16 protein-coding genes are annotated in these 23095 nt (G+C 59.6%); 12 read left to right on the plus strand and 4 right to left on the minus strand.

What is annotated here, in order from left to right; all coding sequences use genetic code 11:
• Positions 1-208 precede the first annotated feature (208 nt).
• From ACTWLJ_RS09435 to ACTWLJ_RS09445, 3 genes are all read left to right on the plus strand, one after another.
• Complete coding sequence (locus ACTWLJ_RS09435; RefSeq protein WP_445180651.1) at positions 209-3661, plus strand: GMC family oxidoreductase N-terminal domain-containing protein; 3453 nt, start codon at positions 209-211, stop codon at positions 3659-3661.
• A gap of 208 nt (positions 3662-3869) precedes the next feature.
• Positions 3870-5738 carry a c-type cytochrome gene (locus ACTWLJ_RS09440; RefSeq protein ID WP_445180652.1) on the plus strand — a complete coding sequence of 623 codons (1869 nt, stop codon included), beginning with the start codon at positions 3870-3872 and terminating at the stop codon, positions 5736-5738.
• A gap of 25 nt (positions 5739-5763) precedes the next feature.
• Positions 5764-7008 (plus strand): metallophosphoesterase family protein, encoded by a 1245-nt coding sequence (locus ACTWLJ_RS09445; RefSeq protein WP_445180653.1) that lies wholly within the window; start codon positions 5764-5766, stop codon positions 7006-7008.
• Positions 7009-7116: 108 nt separating this feature from the next.
• Here ACTWLJ_RS09445 and gbcA read toward each other — a convergent pair whose 3' ends face one another.
• Positions 7117-8412, minus strand: coding sequence for a glycine-betaine demethylase subunit GbcA (gene gbcA, locus ACTWLJ_RS09450; RefSeq protein ID WP_401216261.1), 1296 nt, complete (start codon positions 8410-8412; stop codon positions 7117-7119).
• 283 nt (positions 8413-8695) lie between these two features.
• Between gbcA and gbcB the strand changes: the two genes are divergently transcribed.
• Positions 8696-9796: a glycine-betaine demethylase subunit GbcB gene (gene gbcB / locus ACTWLJ_RS09455; RefSeq protein ID WP_401216260.1), complete on the plus strand. Its 1101-nt coding sequence runs from the start codon at positions 8696-8698 to the stop codon at positions 9794-9796.
• A gap of 159 nt (positions 9797-9955) precedes the next feature.
• Here gbcB and ACTWLJ_RS09460 read toward each other — a convergent pair whose 3' ends face one another.
• The 3 genes from ACTWLJ_RS09460 to ACTWLJ_RS09470 all read right to left on the minus strand — a co-directional run bounded on the left by ACTWLJ_RS09460 (position 9956) and on the right by ACTWLJ_RS09470 (position 12790).
• Positions 9956-10195, minus strand: coding sequence for a hypothetical protein (locus tag ACTWLJ_RS09460; RefSeq protein WP_445180654.1), 240 nt, complete (start codon positions 10193-10195; stop codon positions 9956-9958).
• A 474-nt stretch (positions 10196-10669) separates the two neighbouring features.
• Entirely contained in the window at positions 10670-11494 is an 825-nt protein-coding gene (locus ACTWLJ_RS09465; RefSeq protein WP_445180655.1) for an SDR family oxidoreductase, read from the minus strand.
• Between the two features lie 255 nt (positions 11495-11749).
• Positions 11750-12790: a threonine aldolase family protein gene (locus tag ACTWLJ_RS09470; RefSeq protein WP_201228883.1), complete on the minus strand. Its 1041-nt coding sequence runs from the start codon at positions 12788-12790 to the stop codon at positions 11750-11752.
• Positions 12791-12917: 127 nt separating this feature from the next.
• Here ACTWLJ_RS09470 and ACTWLJ_RS09475 point away from each other — a divergent pair, with 127 nt between their 5' ends.
• The 8 genes from ACTWLJ_RS09475 to fdhA all read left to right on the plus strand — a co-directional run bounded on the left by ACTWLJ_RS09475 (position 12918) and on the right by fdhA (position 23045).
• Positions 12918-13634: a TraX family protein gene (locus tag ACTWLJ_RS09475; protein ID WP_445180656.1), complete on the plus strand. Its 717-nt coding sequence runs from the start codon at positions 12918-12920 to the stop codon at positions 13632-13634.
• Between the two features lie 315 nt (positions 13635-13949).
• Entirely contained in the window at positions 13950-15203 is a 1254-nt protein-coding gene (locus tag ACTWLJ_RS09480) for a serine hydroxymethyltransferase (RefSeq protein WP_445180657.1), read from the plus strand.
• A gap of 23 nt (positions 15204-15226) precedes the next feature.
• On the plus strand, positions 15227-16477 hold the full coding sequence (locus ACTWLJ_RS09485; protein WP_191489561.1) for a sarcosine oxidase subunit beta: 1251 nt from the start codon (positions 15227-15229) through the stop codon (positions 16475-16477).
• A 14-nt stretch (positions 16478-16491) separates the two neighbouring features.
• Positions 16492-16821, plus strand: a complete 330-nt coding sequence (locus tag ACTWLJ_RS09490) for a sarcosine oxidase subunit delta (protein WP_401216491.1) — start codon at positions 16492-16494, stop codon at positions 16819-16821.
• The gene (locus tag ACTWLJ_RS09495; protein WP_445180658.1) at positions 16818-19835 is read left to right on the plus strand and encodes a sarcosine oxidase subunit alpha; all 3018 of its coding nucleotides are present in this window, start codon (positions 16818-16820) and stop codon (positions 19833-19835) included. Before ACTWLJ_RS09490 ends, ACTWLJ_RS09495 begins: the two co-directional genes overlap by 4 nt.
• A gap of 144 nt (positions 19836-19979) precedes the next feature.
• Positions 19980-20612: a sarcosine oxidase subunit gamma gene (locus tag ACTWLJ_RS09500; RefSeq protein WP_445180659.1), complete on the plus strand. Its 633-nt coding sequence runs from the start codon at positions 19980-19982 to the stop codon at positions 20610-20612.
• Between the two features lie 202 nt (positions 20613-20814).
• A complete protein-coding gene (purU, locus tag ACTWLJ_RS09505; RefSeq protein ID WP_401216488.1) occupies positions 20815-21672 on the plus strand; it encodes a formyltetrahydrofolate deformylase in 858 nt (285 codons plus the stop codon).
• A 173-nt stretch (positions 21673-21845) separates the two neighbouring features.
• Positions 21846-23045 carry a formaldehyde dehydrogenase, glutathione-independent gene (gene fdhA / locus ACTWLJ_RS09510; RefSeq protein ID WP_401216487.1) on the plus strand — a complete coding sequence of 400 codons (1200 nt, stop codon included), beginning with the start codon at positions 21846-21848 and terminating at the stop codon, positions 23043-23045.
• The last annotated feature ends 50 nt before the right edge of the window (positions 23046-23095 follow it).

Consider the following 23095-nt stretch of genomic DNA (forward strand, 5'->3'; position numbering starts at 1 on the left):
GATGGATAGCCGCCCACATCGCCCGCCCCCCTCGCCACGCAAGCGCACGTTACGCCGTGCCGCCAATCAACACGCTCGTCTGTAGTCCGCCAGTTCTGCCCAACCGCTGTGCTGTCGCCGGGTTCGCCCCGGAGGCCAGGTGCTCGTTCGCCCATTGATTGCAGGCATCCGCAGAGTTGCCGCATCAGCCTGAGAAAGGATCAGTCTCATGACACGCATCGCAACGCCCATCAGTGATATCAAGGAACACTACGACGTGATCGTCATCGGCTCCGGGTATGGCGGCGGCATTGCCGCGTCACGCTTGTCCCGCGCCGGTAAACGTGTGTGTTTGCTGGAGCGGGGTAGAGAAATCCAGCCCGGCGAATACCCCAACACCATGATCGCCGCGACAGAAGAACTGCAGGTCCACGACCCCGACGGCCATATCGGCTCGCGCACCGGGTTGTTCGATCTGCACGTCAATGCGCAGCAGAACGTGGTGGTTGGTTGCGGCCTCGGCGGCACGTCGTTGATCAACGCCAACGTGGCTCTGGAACCGGAACCCGGTGTGTTCGATGATCCGCGCTGGCCGCAAGCTGTGCGTGAACATCGCGACACTTTGCTCAAGGACGGTTATGCCCGGGCCCGGGAGATGCTCAAACCCAATCCCTACCCGAGCACCGCACCGAATCTGCCCAAGCTCGACGCCAACCGCAAGTCGGCGGATTACCTCAAGCAGGGCGCGCATTTTTATACGCCGCCGATCAACGTGAACTTCGACAAACTGCCGAACAACATCAACCACGTCGGCGTCGAGCAATTGCCGTGCAACCAGTGCGGCGACTGCGTGTCGGGCTGTAACAACAAGGCCAAGAACACCACGCTGATGAACTATCTGCCGGACGCCTGGAACCACGGCGCAGAGATTTTCTGTCAGGCCGAAGTGCGACATCTGGAGCGCGACGGCGATGGCTGGATCGTGCACTTCCAGACCCTGGACAGTGGTCGCGAACTGTTCTCGGCGCCGACGCTGTTTGTGAAAGCCGACATCGTTGTGGTGTCTGCCGGCACCCTCGGCTCGACTGAAATTCTCCTGCGTTCAGAGGCCAAGGGTTTGGTGATGTCCGGGCAACTCGGCGAAAACATGAGCGGCAACGGCGACATCCTCGGCTTCGGCCACAACTGCGAGCAGACCATCAACGGCATCGGTTTTGGCGCGCACTCGGCCAAGGAACTGCAACCGGTCGGCCCCTGCATCACTTCGGTGATCGACATGCGCACCGAAGGTGACTGGCGCAGTCGCATGGTCATCGAGGAAGGCTCGATCCCTGGCGCGCTGGGTCGGCCGATGGTGCCGGCGATGGCCGGGTTCGCCGAGATGATCGGCGTGGCCACCGACGACACGTTCAGCGGCAAGTTGAAGTACAAGGAGCGCGAGGCGGAAAGCTTTCTGCGTGGCCCTTATTTCGGTGCGCTGCACAACATGCAGACGTACCTGATCATGAGCCACGACAGCGGTCAGGGGCGGATGGTGCTTGATAGCAAGGATCAGTTGCGCATCGACTGGCCGGGTGTCGGCGACCAGGAAAACTTCAAGATCGGTAACGCGCGTCTGCAGCAAAGCACCAAGGCGCTCGGTGGGGTGTGGGTGGAGAATCCGATCTGGACCAAACTGCTCAAGCACAGCATCGTCTCGGTGCATCCGCTGGGCGGTTGCGTGATGGGTGAAGATGCGGCGCAGGGCGTGGTCAACCACAAAGGGCAGGTGTTCAGCGGCGCCAGTGGCACTGACGTATACGCCAGTCTGTACGTGACCGATGGCGCGGTGATTCCGACCTCGCTAGCGGTCAATCCGCTGCTGACCATCTCCGCCGTAAGCGAGCGCAACATGGGCCTGCTGGCCGCCGACCGTGGCTGGCAGATCGATTACACGTTGCCGTCGGCACCGCGCAAACAAGTCGCGCCGCCGACCCTCGGCGTGCAGTTTACCGAAACCATGAAGGGCTATTTTTCTCGCGCCTTCACTGCTGCGCAAAGCACCGATCTGCAGATCTACGAAGCCGCGGCGACACGCGGCGAGGCCGACAATTCGCCGATCGATTTCACCCTGACCATCACCGCCGCCGACATGAACCGGATGATCAAGGAGCCGGAACATGCCGCCACCATCGTCGGCACGGTGACCGCTCCGGCGCTGTCGGCGAAACCGCTGACGGCGAGCAATGGCGTGTTCAATCTGTTCGAGCAATTCGACCAGCAAGTCGATACGCGGCACATGAAGTACGACATGAAACTGACCGCCGAGGACGGCCAGGACTATTTCTTCAGCTCCTTCAAAACCGTGCCCGAGGACCACGGCGTGCTGAATATCTGGCACGACACCAGCACGTTATACGTGACGCTGTATCGCGGGCCGGACAAGACCGGTGAGGTGATTGGTTCCGGAGTGATGCACATCCATCCGACCGATTTCGCCAAACAGATGACCACCATGAAAGTCCTCAATGCGCGCAACGAGCGTGAGCGCATCGAAGGACTGGCGCGGTTCGGCAAGTTCTTCGCCGGGATTCTCTGGGAAAGTTACGGCGGTGTGTTTGCCGGGGATATCTATTTCAACCCGGATGCCCCGCCACGGCTGAAACGGCCGCTGGATGCGCCGGTGCCAGCGGTGCATTTCTTCCCCACCGAGGACGGCGTGGAATTGCGCCTGACGCGTTATCAGGCGGGCAGCAAGGGCCCGGTGATGCTGGTGCATGGATTGGGCGTCGGCTCGAATATCTTTTCCACCGATACCATTCAGACCAACCTGCTGGAGTACCTGTGCAAGCACGACTACGACGTCTGGCTGCTGGATTTTCGCGTGAGCATTCTGCTGCCGGCGAGCAAGAAGGAATGGAACGGCGATCAGATCGCCCAATACGACTTCAAGGCTGCCATTACGCAGATTCAACAGCAGACCAACGCCAAAGACGTGCAATGCGTGGTGCATTGCTATGGCGCGACGACGTTCTTCATGTCGATGCTGGCGGGGCTGCAAGGCGTGCGTTCGGTGGTCTGCTCGCAGATTGCTGCTGACACGGTGGTCGCTACTGCGACGGGACTGAAGGCCGGTTTGCACTTGCCAGGCGTGCTCGATGCCATCGGCGTGAAGTCGATGACAGCCTACGCCGACAGCAAGGAAAACTGGTTCAACAAGCTCTACGACAAAGCCCTTAATGGCTACGCAAGGATCGAAGCCCAGGGTTATTGCAGCAATCCGGTGTGCCACCGCATCACCTTCATGTACGCCTCGTTGTACCGCCACGACACCCTCAACGAAACCCTGCACGACAACCTGCACGAGCTGTTCGGCGAATCGAACATCGAGACGTTCGAGCATCTGGCGCTGATCGTGCGCAAAGGGCATCTGGTGAATTTCAAGGGCGAGGATGTGTACATGCCGCACTTTGATCGGCTGACCATGCCGATCTGCTTTATCAGCGGTGCGGATAACCAGTGCTATCTGCCGGAAAGCACGCTCAAGACCTACCAGCGGGTTTGCGACATGCACGGGCCGGAGCGCTACAGCCGGCATGTGGTGCCGGGCTACGGCCACATCGACTGCATGTTCGGCAAGAACGCGGTGGTCGATGTCTATCCGATCATCCTTGAACACCTGGAGAAAACTGCCCTCGGCTGACAGAAGTTACTGAATGTTGTGCTGAGGAGATCCTCTGTGGAGAGGGGATTTATCCCCGTTGGGTCGCGAAGCGGCCCTAAAACCAGCCAATGCGGTGTATCTGGAGAACCGTAGGTGATGGTTTTGCGACTGCTGCGCAGCCGAACGGGGATAAACCCCCTCGCCACAGGAGGCATTGCAGGTTGGTGATTAGAAGGAAATGGATGACATGGATACCTACATCCGCTGGTTCCAACGTTTCATCTGGATCGGCATTGCGATGAACATGGTGTTTGCGATCCCGGCGTTGTTTATGCCGGGGTTGCTGACATCGGTGGTCGGGCTGCCGCCGCAACTCTCCGACCCGTGGCTGGAAAACGCCGGGATGCTGCTGGTCGGCATCAGCGTGTTTTACATGCCTTCGGGTTTCAACGCGCCGCGCTACGTGGTGCATTCCTGGTTGTGCGTGCTGACGCGGCTGATCGCCGTGGCGTTCTGGATTTACCTGATCAACACCAGCATTCAGGGTTCGGTGTTTGTACCGATGCTGATGGGGGATCTGAGCTTCTTCCTGATCCTCGGCATTCTCTTGTACCTCGGCACCACGCCCGAAAACCGCCCGCTGGCGTTGCTGTGCAATGGCTGGCGCGAATGGAAAGCGGCGTGGGCGCGACACTGGCAAAGCCACGCCTTCAAGGTTGGCACTCTGGTTGTGCTCGCGGTGCTGGGCTTCATCGGCTACGAAACCTGGTATCAGATGCTGCGCGTGGTGCCGGAGCAGGAATACGCCTCCGACGAAGATCACTACAAATACGCTGCCATCGGCCTCGGGATCGAAGCGCGAATCCCGTATTACCTGTTCGCCGTGCTGCCGCAACTGTGCCCGGAAAAGATGCCAAAACCCGGTGGCTGGGAAGTCTTCGGTTTCCTCTACGAAAACGGCAAGGACTTGCCCATTGGCATGGCCAAGCGGCAGATCGGTTACCCGACCGTGGAACCCAATTGTGCGCTGTGCCACACCGGTTCCTACCGGGCCAATGCCAGCGACGTGGCGGTCAATGTGCCGAGTGCGCCGGCCAATACCTTGCAGCTACAGGCCTTCCAGTGGTTCGCCTACGATTGCGCCAGCGATCCGAAATTCAGCACCGACGCGGTGATGACGGCGATCAACAGCAAGTTTCAGTTGGGCTTTTTTGAAAGGCTCTACAACCGCTACCTGATCATGCCGATGGCGAAAAGTGCGCTGCTCAAGCAGAAACAGGCCTACGCCTGGCAGAAGCTGCGCCCGCAACAAGGGCCGGGGCGCACCGACACGTTCAACCCGACGAAAATGGTGGTGTTCGGCTTCCCGGATGATTCGACCATCGGCACTGTCGATCTGCCGCAAGTGTGGAACCAGAAACCCCGGGAAACGATGTACCTGCACTGGGACGGCAATAACAACAAGATTCACGAACGCAACTACGCCGCCGCAATGGCCGTCGGTGCGACCCCGGAATCAGTGTTGCCGCCGAGCTTCAACCGCGTGACCAACTGGCTGCTCGGGCATAAAGCCCCGGCATGGCCGTGGGCGCTGGATCAGGCCAAGGTCGCGCAGGGCAAGCCGATCTGGGATAAAAACTGCGCCGGTTGCCATGATTTCGGCCGCGCCGACACCGGTCAGGTCACCACCAATATCGATCAGCTCGGCACCGATCCGCATCGGCTGGACTCGTTCACCGTCGGCCTGGTTGCCGCGTTCCACACCTTCAAGAAACCGCCGTTCGACTTCGGTGCCTATCGCAAGACCCAGAGCTACAGCAACACGCCAACTGACGGCATCTGGCTGCGTGCGCCGTATCTGCACAACGGCTCGGTGCCGACGTTGTGGGATTTGCTGCAACCCGAAGAAAAACGCCCACAGGTGTTCGTCACTGGTTCCGATGTCTACGACCCGGTCAACGTCGGTTTCGTCACCAGCGGCGCCCAGGCCAAAGCCTCGGCGGACTTCAAATACGACACCCGACTCGAGGGCAACCACAACACTGGTCACCTCTACGGCACGACACTGTCGGACGACGACAAACGCGCGCTGATTGAATTCATGAAAACCCTGTGAGCCCTTACGGATAGAGGATTACGCCATGTCATTGGTCAGTCATTGGGAACACGAGTACGACAAAGTCAAAGTGCGGATTCACGGCTTGTTCACGCGCATGGAAATGGCTTGGATGAAGCTCATCAGCGAGCTGGAGCCACAGGAGTTCGAGGCGATCATCAAGCTGCTGCAGCGCGGTCACGATCAGGCGCAATACGTGCTGAAAAACGGCGAGTTGCCGGACGATGAACCGGCGGTGCCGTGGGAGTTGTCGCATGGTTTGTCGATCCTGCGCATCGGCAACGCCACACCGTTGCCGCAATCGCCGGATGAACTGCAAACCAGAGTGCTGAAGGACGGCACGCTGCTCGGTTGCCGCAAATGGGAGCTGCTCGATCTGTTGTGGAGCGAGGCGCTGTTGAAGTGGATCGAAAACCTGCGGCATCACGCGACCTTCGGCACTGATCCGGCCGTGGTGCAAATGAAGCGCGACGTGACGCTGGCGATTGCCGGCGACTGGGGCACCGGTCCGTTCGACACCCATGCGCCAGCGGTGTCGGTGGCCAATCAGATGCAACTGGCGCAGGCCGATTTCACCGTGCATCTGGGCGATGTGTACTACGCCGGCAGTCACTCGCAGGAAAACGTCGACATGGCCGGTTGGCCGATGGGCACCCACGGCTCGTTCACCCTCAATTCCAATCACGAGATGTACAGCGGCGCCCACGGTTATTTCAAGGAACTGGCCAAGCGTTTTCCGGGACAGCAGGGCACCAGTTATTTCGCGTTGATCAACGATGACTGGCTGGTGATCGGGCTGGATTCGGCGTACGCCTCGGATGCGATGAATCTGTACATGGACGGCACGCTGAACGAGCCGCAGATCCTCTGGATGAAGGGCCTGCCGAAACGCAAAAAAATCATGGTGCTCAGTCATCACCAGGGGTTCGATATTTCCGGGCACAACAAGACTGCGCTGTATCAACCGGTGTGCGATGCACTCGGGCGCGAGCCGGATTATTGGTACTGGGGGCATCTGCACAACGGCATCGTCTATGCGCAGCAGGGCGGATTGCAGGCGCGGTGTGCCGGGCACGGGGCGATTCCGTATGGGACGACCAGTGAACTCAACGGGCATTCGCGGGTGTTGTGGTCGGAAACGCAGGATGCGCAGGACCCGGCTTATCCGCTGCGGGTGTTGAATGGGTACGCGAAGATCAGGTTGGTGGGGGAGGATATTTTTGAGGAGTTTATTGGCGAGGATGGATCGGTGAGGTGGTCATCCAGGTAATGCGGTGAATGTTCTGACGCCATCGCCAGCAGACTGGCTCCCACAGTGGATCTCTGGTGCTCAGAAGATCTCCTGTGGGAGCTAGCCTGCTAGCGATGCTTTTGCTTTTTAGCCCTGGACCGGGACGCCTTTGAGGTATGGCGCAGGCTCGGCCCCGAGGTTGTTCAGCAAACGCTCGCTGTACCAGTCGACGAAGTTGACCACACCAAACTCATAAGTCTTCGAGTACGGCCCCGGCTGATAAGCCGTGGAGTTGATCCCGCGCTGGTTTTCCTCAGCCAGACGCCGATCCTGATCGTTTGTCGCGTCCCACACCTGACGCATGCGCTCGACGTCGTAATCCACGCCTTCGACGGCATCCTTGTGCACGATCCATTTGGTGGTGACCATGGTTTCCTGCGCGCTGATCGGCCACACGGTGAAGACGATGATGTGGTCGCCCATGCAGTGGTTCCACGAGTGCGGCAGGTGCAGGATGCGCATCGAGCCGAGGTCCGGGTTCTTGATCCGGCCCATCAGTTTGGCGCAGCCCTGTTTGCCGTCGAGGGTCATCGACACGGTGCCCTTGAGCAGCGGCATGCGCACTATGCGGTTACGCAGGCCGAAACTGGCGTGAGCGTAAGGGATCTTCTCCGCTTCCCACGCGGCGGCGGACGCGGCAACGTGATCCTTGAACGCCTGATCGGCGCGTGGATCGGTGACGTCGTCCCATTCCAGCAGGGTTTTCAGCAGCTCCGGGTGCGACGCGTTGCAGTGGTAGCACTCGCGGTTGTTTTCCAGCACCAGTTTCCAGTTGGCCTTTTCGAACAAGGTGGTCTGGATCGCCACCTTGGTGTTTTCCATGTCGTACGGTTCCATGTAATGGTTCAGCGTCGACAGGAAGTCATCAATCGCCGGCGGATTTTCCGCCAGGCTGATGAAGATGTAACCGCCAGCAGTCTTCACGTTCACCGGTTTCAGGCCGTACTGCTTCATGTCGAAATCGGCGCCCATTTCGGTGCCGGCGAACAACAGACGACCGTCCAGCTCATACGTCCACTGGTGGTAATGGCAGACCAGTTTGGCGACTTTGCCCTTGTCGCTGGTGCACAGGCGCGAGCCACGGTGGCGGCAGACGTTGTGGAACGCATGCACCACGCCGTCGGCGCCACGAATGACGATGATCGGGTTCTTGCCAATCTGCAGGGTAATGTAGTTGCCCTTGGCCGGGATCTCGCAGGTCATGCCGGCGATCAACCACTCTTTCTGGAAGATCTCCTGCATGTCGATATCGAACAGACGCTCATCGCTGTAGAACGGTTGTGGCAGCGAATACGTGCGTTCGCGCTCTTGCAGCATCTGTGCGGTGGCCTTGCGTGCGGGTTCCAGCGGATCGCCCAGGCTGATTTTTGCGGTGACGTCCATCGATGTGATCCTCAAGGCCATCTGCGTGGCCGGCGAAAGTGGCTAAACGGTAGTGCTACGCAAGGTGTAAAGAAATCGTCGTTGTCTGAGGCGGAGTGTGGGCCCGGCGCTGGGCGCAACCTTATCCATGGGCGACATGATGCAATCTGTTCCCGACGCGCAACCCCCGGTGGTTGGGGGCTGGTCGCGATAAGTATGTCAATGTCGCGGATAGGTAAACGGACGGTCTGCGCTATACGCAGAATCGCCGACATGAGGCCGACAGTCGGCCGTGGAGAACAGCATGTCCAACAGCTTCCTGAATCCGGTCACCACACAGACCTGGGCCAATGGCCGACACATCGTCCGTTGCGTCAAAGTCATCCAGGAAACCTGGGACGTGCGCACCTTCTGTTTCATGGCCGACCAGCCGATCCTGTTCTTCTTCAAGCCCGGGCAGTTCGTCACCCTGGAGCTGGAAATCGAAGGCCAGCCGATCATGCGCTCTTACACGATCTCCAGTTCGCCGTCGGTGCCATACAGCTTTTCGGTGACGATCAAGCGAGTGCCGGGGGGCAAGGTGTCGAACTGGCTGCACGACACCCTGCACGAAGGGCAGGAGCTGGCGGTGCACGGGCCAGTCGGGCTGTTCAACGCCATCGACTTCCCGAGCCCGAAAGTGCTTTATCTGAGCGGCGGCGTCGGCATCACCCCATGCATGTCCATGGCGCGCTGGTTCTACGACACCAACGCCAACGTCGACATGACCTTTATCCACAGCGCCCGCTCGCCGAAAGACATCATCTATCACCGCGAGCTGGAACACATGGCGTCGCGGATCGACAACTTCAGCCTGCACCTGATCTGCGAGAAGCATGGTCTCGGCGAGCCGTGGGCCGGTTATCGCGGCTATCTGAATCACAAGATGCTGGAACTGATGGTTCCTGACTTCCTTGAGCGTGAAGTCTTCTGCTGCGGCCCGACGCCGTACATGACGGCGGTCAAGCGCTTGCTGGAAGCTGCCGGTTACGACATGGCGCGCTACCACGAGGAATCCTTCGGCGCCACGCCACCCGAGGCCCGTGCCGACGCGGTGGAACAAGCCGAACAAGCTGCCGACGCACCGGAAATCGACGCGGCGGATCTGCATCAGGTGGAATTCACTTCTTCCGGCAAGAGCATTCGCGTCGCGCCGGGGGAAACCGTGCATGCGGCGGCGGCCAAGCTGGGCCTGATGATCCCGAAAGCCTGCGGCATGGGGATTTGCGGGACGTGCAAGGTGCTCAAGCTTGGGGGCGAGGTGGAGATGGATCACAACGGCGGGATTACCGAGGACGACGAGGCGGAAGGCTTCATCCTGTCTTGCTGCAGCGTGCCGAAGGGGGACGTGCGGATCGAGTTTTAACGCGTTGAAGCTGCATTTCCACACGTGGGTGCGGGATTGATCAATGACTGGCTTATATCCATGGTCAGGCGGTGAGTTTATTTATTCAAACTGCTTTCCTTGGATAAATAAACTCGGCACGTCGCCCATGCGGACTGTATTTTTAATGTTTAAAGTTTTTTATTTTGGATGTCCTACCACAGTTATTTCGAGTGACCAATCGCGTTGCGCACCTTGAAAGATGGTTTTTTTGGTCACAGTGCCATAGTATCTTTTTCCTTTGTCATTAAAAAGGATATCTGTGCCAATCCCCGCGCACTCGAAAAGTTGGCGGTGTAGATCATCGGCTGCTACGCTGTAGGCGAATTTATCGCCTCCTTCAGCACTGGAAAAATGAATAGTAATATCGAGGGTAGACATTTCGAGTGACCTCTTTCTTGAGTAGTGAGTTATTAGACTCATGTTTGCCTTGACGCTGATGCTATGGAGCGCTTGCCGCAAGCCACTGCGGCAAGGTTACATTGATATTATTTTGCTGAGCTAGCAGCAGTCTACTGTCAGAAATTACAGTAGCCATGAAGTGTTTTTTATGCAGTTAAAAGTGCTGGGTGATTGTTATCTCTCGATGTTCTGAAGGGGTAAGGTGCAACTCATTGATTGCACGAATTTTGCCAAGAAATAAAGTCGGCGGGCCCGGTAGCCTGGCTACAAGTTGGTTATTAAATTTTTCTATATATCTTAAGTAGAAATTAGCCTTGTTGTATTTATGCGGTCGCTATGACTCTTCCGAGAGCCTGTGCTGGACAATAAGAGGGCGGTAATTCCAAAACCTGTGAATTCGACGTCAATCGTGTGGATCCCGCCTACAAGACGGGATTCGCTGTTCGAGGTGGCTCAATCCACAAACAAATCCATCATCAACGCCGCGTCACTGTCCTGGGTAAACCGATAGTGTTCGAACTCTGTCACACCGCGTTCCCGAAGGATCTCCTCATCAATCAGCAAACGCCCGGTCAGGCTGCGGTTTGCGCTGCTCAAAATCACATGCGCCGCATCCGCCATGATCGCGGGTGTGCGCGCATGTTTGAACGACTCGCGACTGCCCAACTGAAACTCGATCGCCGCTGTGGCAATCATGGTCTGTGGCCACAACGAGTTGACGCTGATCCCGTGGTTGGCGAATTCTTCGCTCATGCCCAGGGTCAGCATGCTCATGCCGTATTTGGTCACGGTGTAGGGGCTGTACTGCGCAAACCATTTGTTCGCCAGATTCAGCGGCGGTGACAGGTTGAGAATGTGCCCGGCGGATTTTTTCAGATAGGGCAGGGCAGCCTGGCTACAGAGCAACACGGCGCGGGTGTTGATCTGGTGCATCAGGTCGAAGCGCTTGAGTTCGATGTGCGCAACCCCGGTCAACTTGATCGCTCCGGCGTTGTTCACCAGTGCGTCGATGCTGCCGAAATGCTCGTTGGCCTGGGCCAGCGCCTGGCGCACCGCGTCTTCATCACGCACGTCCAGTTGCAACGCCAAGGCTTTGCCGCCTGCGGCTTCGACTTCTGCAGCGACACTGTGGATGGTGCCGGGGAGTTTGGCGTGCGGTTCGGCGCTTTTGGCGGCGATGACGATATTGGCCCCGTCTTTCGCAGCCCGCAGCGCAATCTCACGCCCGATGCCACGGCTGGCGCCAGTGATGAACAGGGTTTTGCCTTGTAGCGACATGCGGATGCTCCTGCTTATTGTTATGTGAGCGGAGGGCTCGACAGACAATGTAGACGAAGCAGTAGCGACGGGATGGACGGCTTGGTTGTTAGAGGATTTTGTGGCGAGGGGATTTATCCCCGTTGGGCTGCGAAGCAGCCCCAAAGCCTACGAACGCGATCTGACAGGAAGACCGCGTTCTCAGGATTCACGACGGCTACGCCGCCGAACGGGGATGAATCCCCTCACCACAGGGGAGCTCATCGCTTCAAGAGGTCAGGCGGACATCACTTCGCGGATGTCGCGGGCCAGTTCGCGTACGCGTTCTTCTTCGGTGTCCCACGAGCACATGAAGCGTGCGCCGCCCTTGCCGATGAAGGTGTAGAAACGCCAGTTTTTGGCGGTCAACGCGGCAATCGCCGGTTCCGAGAGTTGCAGGAACACGCCGTTGGCCTGCACCGGGAACATCAATTCCACGCCCGGAATGTCGCTGACCAGCTCTGCCAGCAACTGCGCGCAGTGGTTGGCGTGGCGGGCGTATTTGAGCCAGGCGTCGGTTTCGAGAATGCCGACCCACGGCGCCGACAGAAAACGCATCTTCGAAGCCAGTTGCCCGGCCTGTTTGCAGCGGTAATCGAAGTCTTCGGCCAGTTTATGGTTGAAGAACAGAATCGCCTCACCCACGGCCATGCCGTTTTTCGTGCCGCCGAAGCACAGCACATCGACGCCGGCCTTCCAGGTCAGGTCGGCAGGCGAGCAGCCGAGGAATGCGCAGGCATTGGAGAAGCGTGCGCCGTCCATGTGCAGGTGCAGACCCAGCTCTTTGCAGGTGGCGCTGATGGCGCGGACTTCTTCCGGGGTATAGACGCTGCCGACTTCGGTGGCTTGGGTCAGGGTGACCACGCGCGGTTTCGGGTAGTGAATGTCCTGACGCTTGAGCGCCACTTCACGGATCGATTCCGGGGTGATCTTGCCGTTTTCGGTACGGGCGATCAGCAGTTTCGAGCCGTTGGAGAAGAACTCCGGGGCGCCGCATTCGTCGGTTTCGACGTGGGCGGTTTCCGAGCAGATCACGCTGTGGTAACTCTGGCACAGCGACGACAGCGCCAGCGAGTTGGCGGCGGTGCCGTTGAAGGCGAAGAACACTTCGCAATCGGTTTCGAACAGTTTGCGGAAATGATCAGAGGCGCGTGCGGTCCACTCATCGTCGCCATAGGCACGTTGGTGGCCGTGGTTGGCCTGTTCCATGGCAGCCCAGGCTTCAGGGCAGATACCGGAATAGTTGTCGCTGGCGAATTGTTGGCTCTTGTCGGTCATGGCCGGCTTCCGTGATCGAAACGCTTGTGACGCTTCGTTGGTCAATGATGGTGCGCACTTTACCGAAGATCATCCGGGGAGCACACGGGATGTCGCTGTCAGAACATTACATGGACACGGGCCGATTATGCACCTGAGTAAACGCGACGGCGCGCTGGATCTGCTCAAGTGGCTGGCGCTGCTGAGCATGTTGCTCGATCACCTGCGATATGTCGGGTTCTCCGCCGATTGGCTGTATGTGCCGGGACGGCTGGCGTTTCCGTGGTTCTGTCTGGCGATGGCGGCGAATCTTTCCCGTGACGGTTTGAGGAAAACCGACGGGCAGTGGCGTTATCTCCGGTGGTTGCTGTTGTTTAGTGCGGTGAGTGAAATTCCCTACCGCGTTTATATTCCTGATCCTGAGACGTTGAACGTGATGCCGACGCTGGCGCTGGGCTTGCTGGTGGCGCGGGGCTGGCTGGATCGGGTGCTGTCGGCACGATTGCTCGCTGCCGGGGCGGTGCTGTTGGCAGCGCTGTTCTCAAACTGGCTGATGTTTGGCTTCTTCGGGGTGCTGTTGCCATTGGCGCTGCTGTTGGTGATTCGCCGGCCGTGGTATTTCGGCCTGTTGCCGGGAATGCTGTGTCTGGCAGCCAATCAATGGCAGGTGCTGTTTGACTCGGCACGGTTCGGTAACAGCGTTGCCATTCTCGGCATTGCGACATGCCTGTTTGCGCCATTGCTCGGAATGTTCCTGTTGCGACATGCCAAATCCCTCCATCCCCCTGCGATGCGCCGCTGGGCGTACGCCCTCTATCCCGCGCATTTCCTCCTCCTTCTCGCCCTCCGTCATCTGATCAGCTGACACTTTCTCTGTGGCGAGGGAGCTTGCTCCCGCTGGGCTGCGCAGCAGCCCTAAGTCCTGAGAATGTGGTTTGTCAGGCATACCGTATGTAGAGGTTTTGCGACGGCTGCGCCGCCGAGCGGGAGCAAGCTCCCTCGCCACAGAGGACATTGTGTGCCTGAGCTTTTCAAACCATGTCGTAAACGCACCTTTGCGTGGCGTCCGTAGGCATTTGAGCTGTCTGCGCCGGTCATACCATCGCATCAAAGGGCACTGTCGCAAGACCGCTGCCTGACCAAGACAAAATGGCGCACCGCCGCCGCTGGGAGAGACGCGATGTTCAGCAAGCAAGACCAGATCCAGGGTTACGACGATGCACTGCTGGCGGCGATGAATGCCGAGGAGCAACGTCAGGAAGATCACATCGAGCTGATCGCGTCAGAGAACTACACCAGCAAACGCGTGATGCAAGCGCAAGGCAGCGGCCTGACCAACAAATACGCCGAAGGTTATCCGGGCAAGCGCTACTACGGTGGCTGCGAGCACGTAGATAAAGTCGAAGCGCTGGCCATCGAACGCGCCAAGCAACTGTTCGGCGCCGATTACGCCAACGTCCAGCCGCACTCCGGCTCTTCCGCCAACAGCGCGGTGTACCTGGCGCTGATCAATGCGGGCGACACCATTCTCGGCATGAGCCTGGCCCACGGCGGTCACCTGACCCACGGCGCCAAAGTGTCGTCCTCGGGCAAGCTGTACAACGCCGTGCAGTACGGCATCGACACCAGGACCGGGCTGATCGATTACGACGAAGTCGAGCGTCTGGCCGTCGAGTGCCAGCCAAAAATGATCGTCGCCGGTTTCTCGGCCTACTCCAAGACCCTCGACTTCCCGCGTTTCCGCCAGATCGCCGACAAGGTCGGTGCGCTGCTGTTCGTCGACATGGCCCACGTCGCCGGTCTGGTCGCCGCCGGTCTGTACCCGAACCCACTGCCGTACGCCGACGTGGTCACCACCACCACGCACAAAACCCTGCGCGGACCGCGTGGCGGGCTGATCCTGGCCAAGTCCAACGAAGAGATCGAAAAGAAGCTCAACTCCGCAGTGTTCCCCGGCGCTCAGGGCGGCCCGCTGATGCACGTCATCGCCGGTAAAGCCGTGTGCTTCAAGGAAGCACTGGAACCTGGCTTCAAGGTTTATCAACAACAAGTGATCGACAACGCCCAGGCGATGGCGAGCGTGTTTATCAAACGTGGCTACGATGTAGTGTCCGGCGGCACCGACAACCACCTGTTCCTGGTCAGCCTGATCCGTCAGGGCCTCACCGGCAAAGACGCCGACGCCGCCCTTGGCCGTGCGCACATTACCGTCAACAAGAACGCCGTACCGAACGACCCGCAGTCGCCATTCGTGACCTCCGGTCTGCGCATCGGCACCCCGGCAGTGACCACGCGCGGCTTCAAGGTTACCCAGTGCGTGACGCTGGCCGGCTGGATCTGCGACATCCTCGATAACCTCGGCGATGCCGATGTCGAGGCGAATGTCGCTCAGCAGGTTTCGGCTCTGTGCGCAGATTTCCCGGTTTATCGCTGAGTGCGGTTTTGGAGTAAATGACTATGCAACGCTATTCGGGCTTCGGCCTCTTCAAACACTCCCTCAGCCATCACGAAAACTGGCAGAAAATGTGGCGCACGCCGACCCCGAAAAAGGTCTACGACGTGGTCATCGTCGGCGGCGGCGGGCACGGTCTGGCGACGGCTTATTACCTGGCGAAAGAGCACGGCATCACCAACGTCGCAGTGGTCGAGAAGGGCTGGCTGGGCGGCGGTAACACCGCACGCAACACCACCATCGTCCGCTCCAACTACCTGTGGGACGAGTCGGCGCACCTGTATGAACACGCGATGAAATTGTGGGAAGGCCTGTCGCAGGATCTGAACTACAACGTGATGTTCTCCCAGCGTGGCGTCTACAACCTGTGCCACACCTTGCAGGACATCCGTGATTCCGAGCGTCGGGTCAGCGCCAACCGCCTCAACGGCGTCGATGGCGAGTTGCTCAACGCTCAACAAGTGGCCGACGAGATTCCGTACCTCGACTGCTCGAAAAACACCCGCTACCCGGTAATGGGCGCAACCGTTCAGCGTCGTGGTGGCGTCGCTCGTCACGATGCCGTGGCCTGGGGCTTCGCGCGTGCCGCCGACGCCCTCGGTGTGGACTTGATCCAGCAGACCGAAGTGATCGGTTTCCGCAAGGAAAACGGCGTGTGCATCGGTGTTGAAACCAACAAGGGCTTCATCGGCGCCAAGCGCGTCGGTGTGGTGACTGCCGGTAACTCCGGGCACATGGCCAAACTGGCCGGTTTCCGTCTGCCGATCGAATCCCACCCGCTGCAAGCGCTGGTGTCCGAGCCGATCAAACCGATTATCGACAGCGTGATCATGTCCAACGCCGTGCACGGTTACATCAGCCAGTCCGACAAGGGCGACCTGGTGATCGGTGCCGGTATCGACGGTTACAACGGCTACGGCCAGCGCGGTTCATACCCGGTGATCGAACACACCATCCAGGCCATCGTCGAGATGTTCCCGGTGCTGTCGCGAGTGCGCATGAACCGGCAATGGGGCGGCATCGTCGACACCACGCCGGACGCTTGCCCGATCATTTCGAAAACCCCGGTACCGAACATGTTCTTCAACTGCGGTTGGGGCACCGGCGGCTTCAAGGCTACACCGGGCTCGGGCAACGTGTTTGCCGCGAGTCTGGCCAAGGGTGAAATGCACCCATTGGCCGCACCTTTCTCCATCGACCGTTTCCACAACGGTGCGTTGATCGATGAACACGGCGCTGCTGCGGTTGCCCACTAACAGGAGAAATCCCCATGTTGCATATCTTCTGTCCTCACTGCGGCGAACTGCGCTCCGAAGAGGAATTCCATGCATCCGGCCAAGCGCACATCCCGCGCCCGCTGGACCCCAACGCTTGCACTGATGAAGAGTGGGGCGACTACATGTTTTTCCGCGATAACCCGCGCGGTCTGCACCACGAGTTGTGGGACCACGTCGCCGGTTGCCGCCAGTACTTCAACGTCACCCGCGACACCGTGACGTACGAGATTCTCGAAAGCTACAAGATCGGCGCCAAGCCACAATTCACCGACAAGACCGACAGCCCGAAAGCGGCCGCCACGGCTCTGGGAGAGAAGGTATGAGCCAGATCAATCGCCTGTCCAACGGCGGACGGATCGACCGCAACAAAGTGCTGAGCTTCACCTTCAACGGTCAGAGCTATAAAGGTTTTGAAGGCGACTCGCTGGCCGCCGCATTGCTGGCCAACGGTGTCGACATCATCGGTCGCAGCTTCAAGTATTCGCGTCCACGCGGCATCTTTGCTGCCGGTGCCGAAGAGCCGAACGCGGTGCTGCAGATTGGCGCCACCGAAGCCACGCAAATCCCTAACGTGCGCGCCACGCAACAGGCGTTGTATCAAGGTCTGGTCGCGACCAGCACCAACGGCTGGCCGAGCGTCAACAACGACATGATGGGGATTCTCGGCAAGGTCGGCGGCAAACTGATGCCACCGGGTTTCTACTACAAAACCTTCATGTATCCGCAGTCGTTCTGGATGACTTACGAGAAGTACATTCGTAAGGCAGCCGGCCTGGGTCGCTCGCCGACCGAGAACGATCCGGACACCTACGATTACATGAACCAGCACTGCGACGTGCTGATCGTCGGCGGCGGCCCTGCCGGTCTGGCGGCGGCACTGGCGGCTGCGCGCAGCGGCGCCCGGGTGATTCTCGCCGATGAGCAGGAAGAGTTCGGCGGCAGCCTGCTGGACTCCCGCGAAAGCCTCGACGGCAAGCCTGCCGTGGAATGGGTCGCCAGCGTCATCGCTGAATTGAAGAACACCCCGGACGTATTGCTGCTGCCACGCGCCACGGTCAACGGCTACCACGACCACAACTTCCTGACCATTCACGAACGTCTCACCGACCACCTCGGTGACCGTGCGCCAATCGGCCAGGTGCGTCAGCGCATTCACCGGGTTCGCGCCAAACGTGTGGTGCTGGCGACCGGCGCCCACGAGCGTCCACTGGTCTATGGCAACAACGACGTGCCGGGCAACATGCTCGCCGGTGCAGTCTCGACTTACGTGCGCCGCTACGGTGTCGCGCCGGGCAAAAAGCTTGTCCTCAGCACCAACAACGATCACGCCTACCGCGTGGCGCTGGACTGGCTCGACGCCAGTCTGCAAGTGGTGGCCATCGCCGACGCCCGCAGCAATCCGCGTGGAGCATTGGTGGAAGAGGCGCGTGCCAAAGGCATTCGCATCCTCACCGGCAGCGCGGTGATCGAAGCCCGTGGCAGCAAGCACGTGACCGCTGCCCGCGTCGCCGCGATTGACGTCAAGGCGCATAAAGTCACCAGCCCGGGCGAATGGCTCGACTGCGACCTGATCGCCAGTTCCGGCGGTTACAGCCCGGTGGTTCACCTGGCTTCGCACTTGGGCGGCAAGCCGATCTGGCGTGAAGACATCCTCGGTTTCGTACCGGGCGAAGCACCGCAGAAGCGCGTGTGCGTCGGCGGCATCAATGGCGTCTACGGTCTCGGTGATTCGCTGGCCGATGGTTTTGAAGGTGGCGCCCGCGCTGCCAGCGAAGCCGGTTTCGGTGTGGTCGAAGGCACGCTGCCCAAAGCCCTCAGCCGTCTCGAAGAAGCCACGCTGGCGCTGTTCCAGGTGCCGCACGAAAAAGCCACTGCACGGGCGCCGAAGCAATTCGTCGACCTGCAAAACGACGTGACCGCCGCCGCCATCGAACTGGCGACCCGCGAAGGTTTCGAGTCGGTTGAACACGTCAAACGCTACACCGCGCTGGGCTTCGGCACCGATCAGGGCAAGCTCGGCAACGTCAACGGTCTGGCCATCGCCGCCCGTTCGCTGAACGTGACCATCCCGCAGATGGGCACCACGATGTTCCGTCCGAACTACACGCCGGTGACTTTCGGCGCCGTGGCCGGCCGTCACTGTGGGCACATCTTCGAGCCGGTGCGTTACACCGCGCTGCATCAATGGCACCTGAAAAACGGCGCCGAATTTGAAGATGTCGGTCAGTGGAAACGTCCGTGGTACTTCCCGAAAAACGGTGAAGATCTGCACGCCGCCGTTAAGCGCGAATGCCAGGCGGTGCGCGACAGCGTCGGTCTGCTTGACGCCTCGACGCTGGGCAAGATCGACATTCAAGGCCCGGATGCCCGCGAGTTTCTCAACCGTGTGTACACCAACGCCTGGACCAAGCTCGACGTGGGCAAGGCTCGTTACGGCCTGATGTGCAAAGAAGACGGCATGGTCTTCGACGACGGTGTGACGGCGTGTCTGGCCGACAACCATTTCGTCATGACCACCACCACCGGCGGGGCGGCTCGCGTTCTGCAATGGCTGGAGCTGTACCACCAGACCGAATGGCCGGACATGAAGGTCTACTTCACGTCCGTAACCGACCACTGGGCGACCATGACCCTGTCCGGGCCGAACAGCCGCAAGCTGCTCAGCGAAGTCACCGACATCGATCTGGACAAGGATGGCTTCCCGTTCATGACCTGGAAAGAAGGTCTGGTCGGCGGCGTGCCGGCGCGGGTGTTCCGCATCTCGTTTACCGGTGAGCTGTCGTACGAAGTCAACGTCCAGGCTGACTACGCGATGGGCGTGCTGGAAAAAATCGTCGAGGCCGGCAAGCAATACAACCTGACCCCGTACGGCACTGAAACCATGCACGTTTTGCGGGCCGAGAAGGGTTTCATCATCGTCGGCCAGGACACCGACAGCTCGATGACCCCGGACGACCTGAACATGGGCTGGTGCGTCGGTCGCACCAAACCGTTCTCGTGGATCGGCCAGCGTGGCATGAACCGTGAAGACACCCTGCGTGATCAGCGCAAACAACTGGTCGGCCTGAAGCCTATCGATCCGAATGTATGGCTGCCGGAAGGTGCGCAGTTGGTGTTCAACACCAAGCAGGCGATCCCGATGACCATGGTTGGCCACGTGACCTCCAGTTACGCGCACAACTCACTCGGTTATTCGTTTGCCATGGCCGTGGTCAAGGGCGGTCTGAAGCGCATGGGCGAGCGGGTGTTTGCACCGCTGGCGGATGGCCGCGTGATCGAGGCGGAAATTGTTTCTTCGGTGTTCTTCGATCCGAAGGGTGATCGCCAGAACATTTGATGGTCTCGAGTCCTGTGTGGGGGCTACCAATCGCTAGCAGGCTAGCTCCCACAGAGAAACCCGGTCGAATGTGGGAGCTAGCCTGCTAGCGATGGCGTTAGCTCAGCCACTACAGGACCCAACAGAATTCAGCAAAGGTGCTTTATGACCACAGCCAATGTTTACCAACAACGCCCGACCACCGGGGCCAAGGCCGAGTCGTCGCTGCACCATGCCGACCTCGCCAGCCTGGTCGGCAAGGGTCGCAAGAACGCCGGCGTGATCGTGCGTGAGAAAAAACTCCTCGGCCACCTGACCATCCGTGGCGATGGCCACGATGCCGCGTTCGCCGCTGGCGTACACAAGGCGCTGGGCATCGAACTGCCGGGCGCGTTGAGCGTGATCGTCAAAGGCGAAGCCAGTCTGCAATGGATGGGCCCGGACGAATGGCTGCTGATCGTGCCAGGTGGTGAAGAACTCGCCGCCGAGCAGAAACTGCGTGAAGCGCTGGGTGATCTTCATATCGCCATCGTCAACGTCAGTGGCGGCCAGCAAGTGCTCGAACTGAGCGGCCCGAACGTGCGTCAGGTGCTGATGAAATCCACCAGCTACGACGTCCATCCGGACAACTTCCCGGTCGGCAAGGCCGTGGGCACGGTGTTCGCCAAGTCGCAGCTGATGATCCGCCATACCGCTGAAGACACCTGGGAACTGCTGATCCGCCGCAGCTTCTCGGATTACTGGTGGCTGTGGTTGCAGGATGCATCTGCCGAGTACGGCCTTAGCGTTCAGGCCTGATGCAGTTTCGTGTTGCGACTGCATTTGTGGCGAGGGAGCTTGCTCCCGCTCGGCTGCGAAGCAGCCGTAAAACCTCAATCCGCGTTACTCCTGAAAAGATGCGGTCGCTGATTTTGGGGTCGCTTCGCAACCCAGCGGGAGCAAGCTCCCTCGCCACAGAGTTACCTCTGCTCACCGTTGTTGAAACAGGAGTCACCGCACCATGAGCCGCGCCCCAGACACATGGATTCTGACCGCCGATTGCCCAAGCGTCCTCGGCACCGTGGACGCGGTGACGCGTTTTCTGTTCGAGCAGGGTTGCTACGTCACCGAGCATCACTCGTTCGATGACCGGCTCTCGGGCCGTTTCTTCATTCGTGTGGAATTCCGTCAGCCCGACGGTTTCGACGAACAGTCCTTCCGCGCCGGCCTCGCCGAGCGTGGTCAATCGTTCGGCATGATCTTCGAGCTGACCGCGCCGAATTACCGGCCAAAAGTGGTGATCATGGTCTCTAAGGCCGATCACTGCCTGAATGACTTGCTCTACCGCCAGCGCATCGGCCAGTTGTCGATGGACGTGGCGGCGGTGGTGTCGAATCACCCGGATCTCAAACCGCTGGCCGACTGGCACCAGATTCCCTACTACCACTTCCCCCTCGACCCCAACGACAAACCGTCGCAGGAGCGTCAGGTGTGGCAGGTGATCGAGGAATCCGGCGCCGAACTGGTGATCCTCGCCCGCTACATGCAGGTGCTGTCGCCAGAGTTGTGCCGCAAGCTCGATGGCAAGGCGATCAACATTCATCACTCGCTGCTGCCGGGCTTCAAGGGCGCCAAGCCATATCACCAGGCCTACAACAAAGGCGTGAAACTGGTCGGAGCAACGGCGCATTACATCAATAACGATCTGGACGAAGGGCCGATCATTGCCCAGGGCGTCGAGGCGGTGGATCACAGTCATTACCCGGAAGATCTGATCGCCAAGGGGCGGGATATCGAGGGGCTGACTCTGGCTCGTGCCGTTGGGTATCACATCGAAAGAAGGGTGTTTTTGAACGCCAATCGCACGGTCGTTCTTTAGATCGCTTTCGCGAGCAAGCTGGCTCCCACATTGGAACGCATACCCCTGTGGGAGCGAGCTTGCTCGCGAAGAGGCCTTAACAGGCAATACATAAACAGCATCTGTACCCGAGCACTTAACGCGCTGCCTGCCTGGGCAACGCGGTTCCATAAAAACAACAGCGAGGTGAAAGCATGTCTGGCAATCGTGGTGTGGTGTATCTCGGCGCTGGCAAGGTCGAAGTACAGAAAATCGACTATCCGAAAATGCAGGACCCGCGCGGCAGGAAGATTGAACACGGTGTCATCCTGCGTGTGGTTTCCACCAACATCTGTGGTTCCGATCAGCATATGGTGCGCGGTCGTACCACGGCTCAGACCGGTCTGGTGTTGGGTCATGAAATCACCGGCGAGGTGATCGAAAAAGGCTCCGACGTCGAGAACCTGAAAATCGGCGATCTGGTTTCCGTACCGTTCAACGTGGCTTGCGGGCGCTGCCGTTCCTGCAAGGAGCAACACACCGGCGTCTGCCTGACCGTCAACCCGGCCCGTGCCGGTGGCGCTTACGGTTACGTCGACATGGGCGACTGGACCGGCGGCCAGGCCGAATACGTGCTGGTGCCATACGCCGACTTCAACCTGCTGAAACTGCCGGATCGCGACAAGGCCATGGAGAAAATCCGCGACCTGACCTGCCTCTCCGACATTCTGCCGACCGGTTACCACGGCGCCGTTACCGCTGGCGTTGGCCCGGGTAGCACCGTGTATATCGCGGGTGCCGGTCCGGTCGGTCTGGCCGCTGCCGCCTCGGCGCGTCTGCTGGGCGCTGCGGTGGTGATCATCGGCGACGTCAACACCATCCGCCTGGCGCACGCCAAGGCGCAGGGTTTTGAGATCGTCGACCTGTCGAAAGACGCTCCTTTGCACGAACAGATCGCCGCGTTGTTGGGCGAACCGGAAGTCGACTGCGCGGTGGACTGCGTCGGTTTCGAAGCCCGTGGTCATGGCCATGACGGGGCTAAATCGGAAGCACCGGCCACCGTGCTCAACTCACTGATGGGCGTGGTGCGCGTGGCGGGCAAAATCGGTATTCCAGGTCTGTACGTAACCGAAGATCCGGGTGCAGTGGACGCTGCGGCGAAAATGGGCAGCCTGAGCATTCGTTTCGGTCTGGGCTGGGCCAAATCCCACAGCTTCCACACTGGGCAAACTCCAGTGATGAAATACAACCGCGCACTGATGCAAGCGATCATGTGGGATCGCATCAACATCGCTGAAGTGGTGGGCGTGCAAGTCATCAGCCTCGATCAGGCGCCGGAAGGTTATGGCGAGTTCGATGCGGGCGTGCCGAAGAAGTTTGTGATCGACCCGCACCGGTTGTTCAGCGCTGCGTAAGTTTCATCCTAAAAAATGGCAACCTGTCGGGTTGCCATTTTTCATTCGTG

The sequence above is a fragment of the Pseudomonas sp. McL0111 genome (assembly GCF_052567255.1).

Coding starts and splice junctions, on each gene's coding strand:
- ACTWLJ_RS09435 (WP_445180651.1), top strand. CDS start 209: ATGACACGCATCGCAACGCCCATCAGTGATATCAAGGAACACTACGAC.
- ACTWLJ_RS09440 (WP_445180652.1), top strand. CDS start 3,870: ATGGATACCTACATCCGCTGGTTCCAACGTTTCATCTGGATCGGCATT.
- ACTWLJ_RS09445 (WP_445180653.1), top strand. CDS start 5,764: ATGTCATTGGTCAGTCATTGGGAACACGAGTACGACAAAGTCAAAGTG.
- gbcA (WP_401216261.1), bottom strand. CDS start 8,412: ATGGACGTCACCGCAAAAATCAGCCTGGGCGATCCGCTGGAACCCGCA.
- gbcB (WP_401216260.1), top strand. CDS start 8,696: ATGTCCAACAGCTTCCTGAATCCGGTCACCACACAGACCTGGGCCAAT.
- ACTWLJ_RS09460 (WP_445180654.1), bottom strand. CDS start 10,195: ATGTCTACCCTCGATATTACTATTCATTTTTCCAGTGCTGAAGGAGGC.
- ACTWLJ_RS09465 (WP_445180655.1), bottom strand. CDS start 11,494: ATGTCGCTACAAGGCAAAACCCTGTTCATCACTGGCGCCAGCCGTGGC.
- ACTWLJ_RS09470 (WP_201228883.1), bottom strand. CDS start 12,790: ATGACCGACAAGAGCCAACAATTCGCCAGCGACAACTATTCCGGTATC.
- ACTWLJ_RS09475 (WP_445180656.1), top strand. CDS start 12,918: ATGCACCTGAGTAAACGCGACGGCGCGCTGGATCTGCTCAAGTGGCTG.
- ACTWLJ_RS09480 (WP_445180657.1), top strand. CDS start 13,950: ATGTTCAGCAAGCAAGACCAGATCCAGGGTTACGACGATGCACTGCTG.
- ACTWLJ_RS09485 (WP_191489561.1), top strand. CDS start 15,227: ATGCAACGCTATTCGGGCTTCGGCCTCTTCAAACACTCCCTCAGCCAT.
- ACTWLJ_RS09490 (WP_401216491.1), top strand. CDS start 16,492: ATGTTGCATATCTTCTGTCCTCACTGCGGCGAACTGCGCTCCGAAGAG.
- ACTWLJ_RS09495 (WP_445180658.1), top strand. CDS start 16,818: ATGAGCCAGATCAATCGCCTGTCCAACGGCGGACGGATCGACCGCAAC.
- ACTWLJ_RS09500 (WP_445180659.1), top strand. CDS start 19,980: ATGACCACAGCCAATGTTTACCAACAACGCCCGACCACCGGGGCCAAG.
- purU (WP_401216488.1), top strand. CDS start 20,815: ATGAGCCGCGCCCCAGACACATGGATTCTGACCGCCGATTGCCCAAGC.
- fdhA (WP_401216487.1), top strand. CDS start 21,846: ATGTCTGGCAATCGTGGTGTGGTGTATCTCGGCGCTGGCAAGGTCGAA.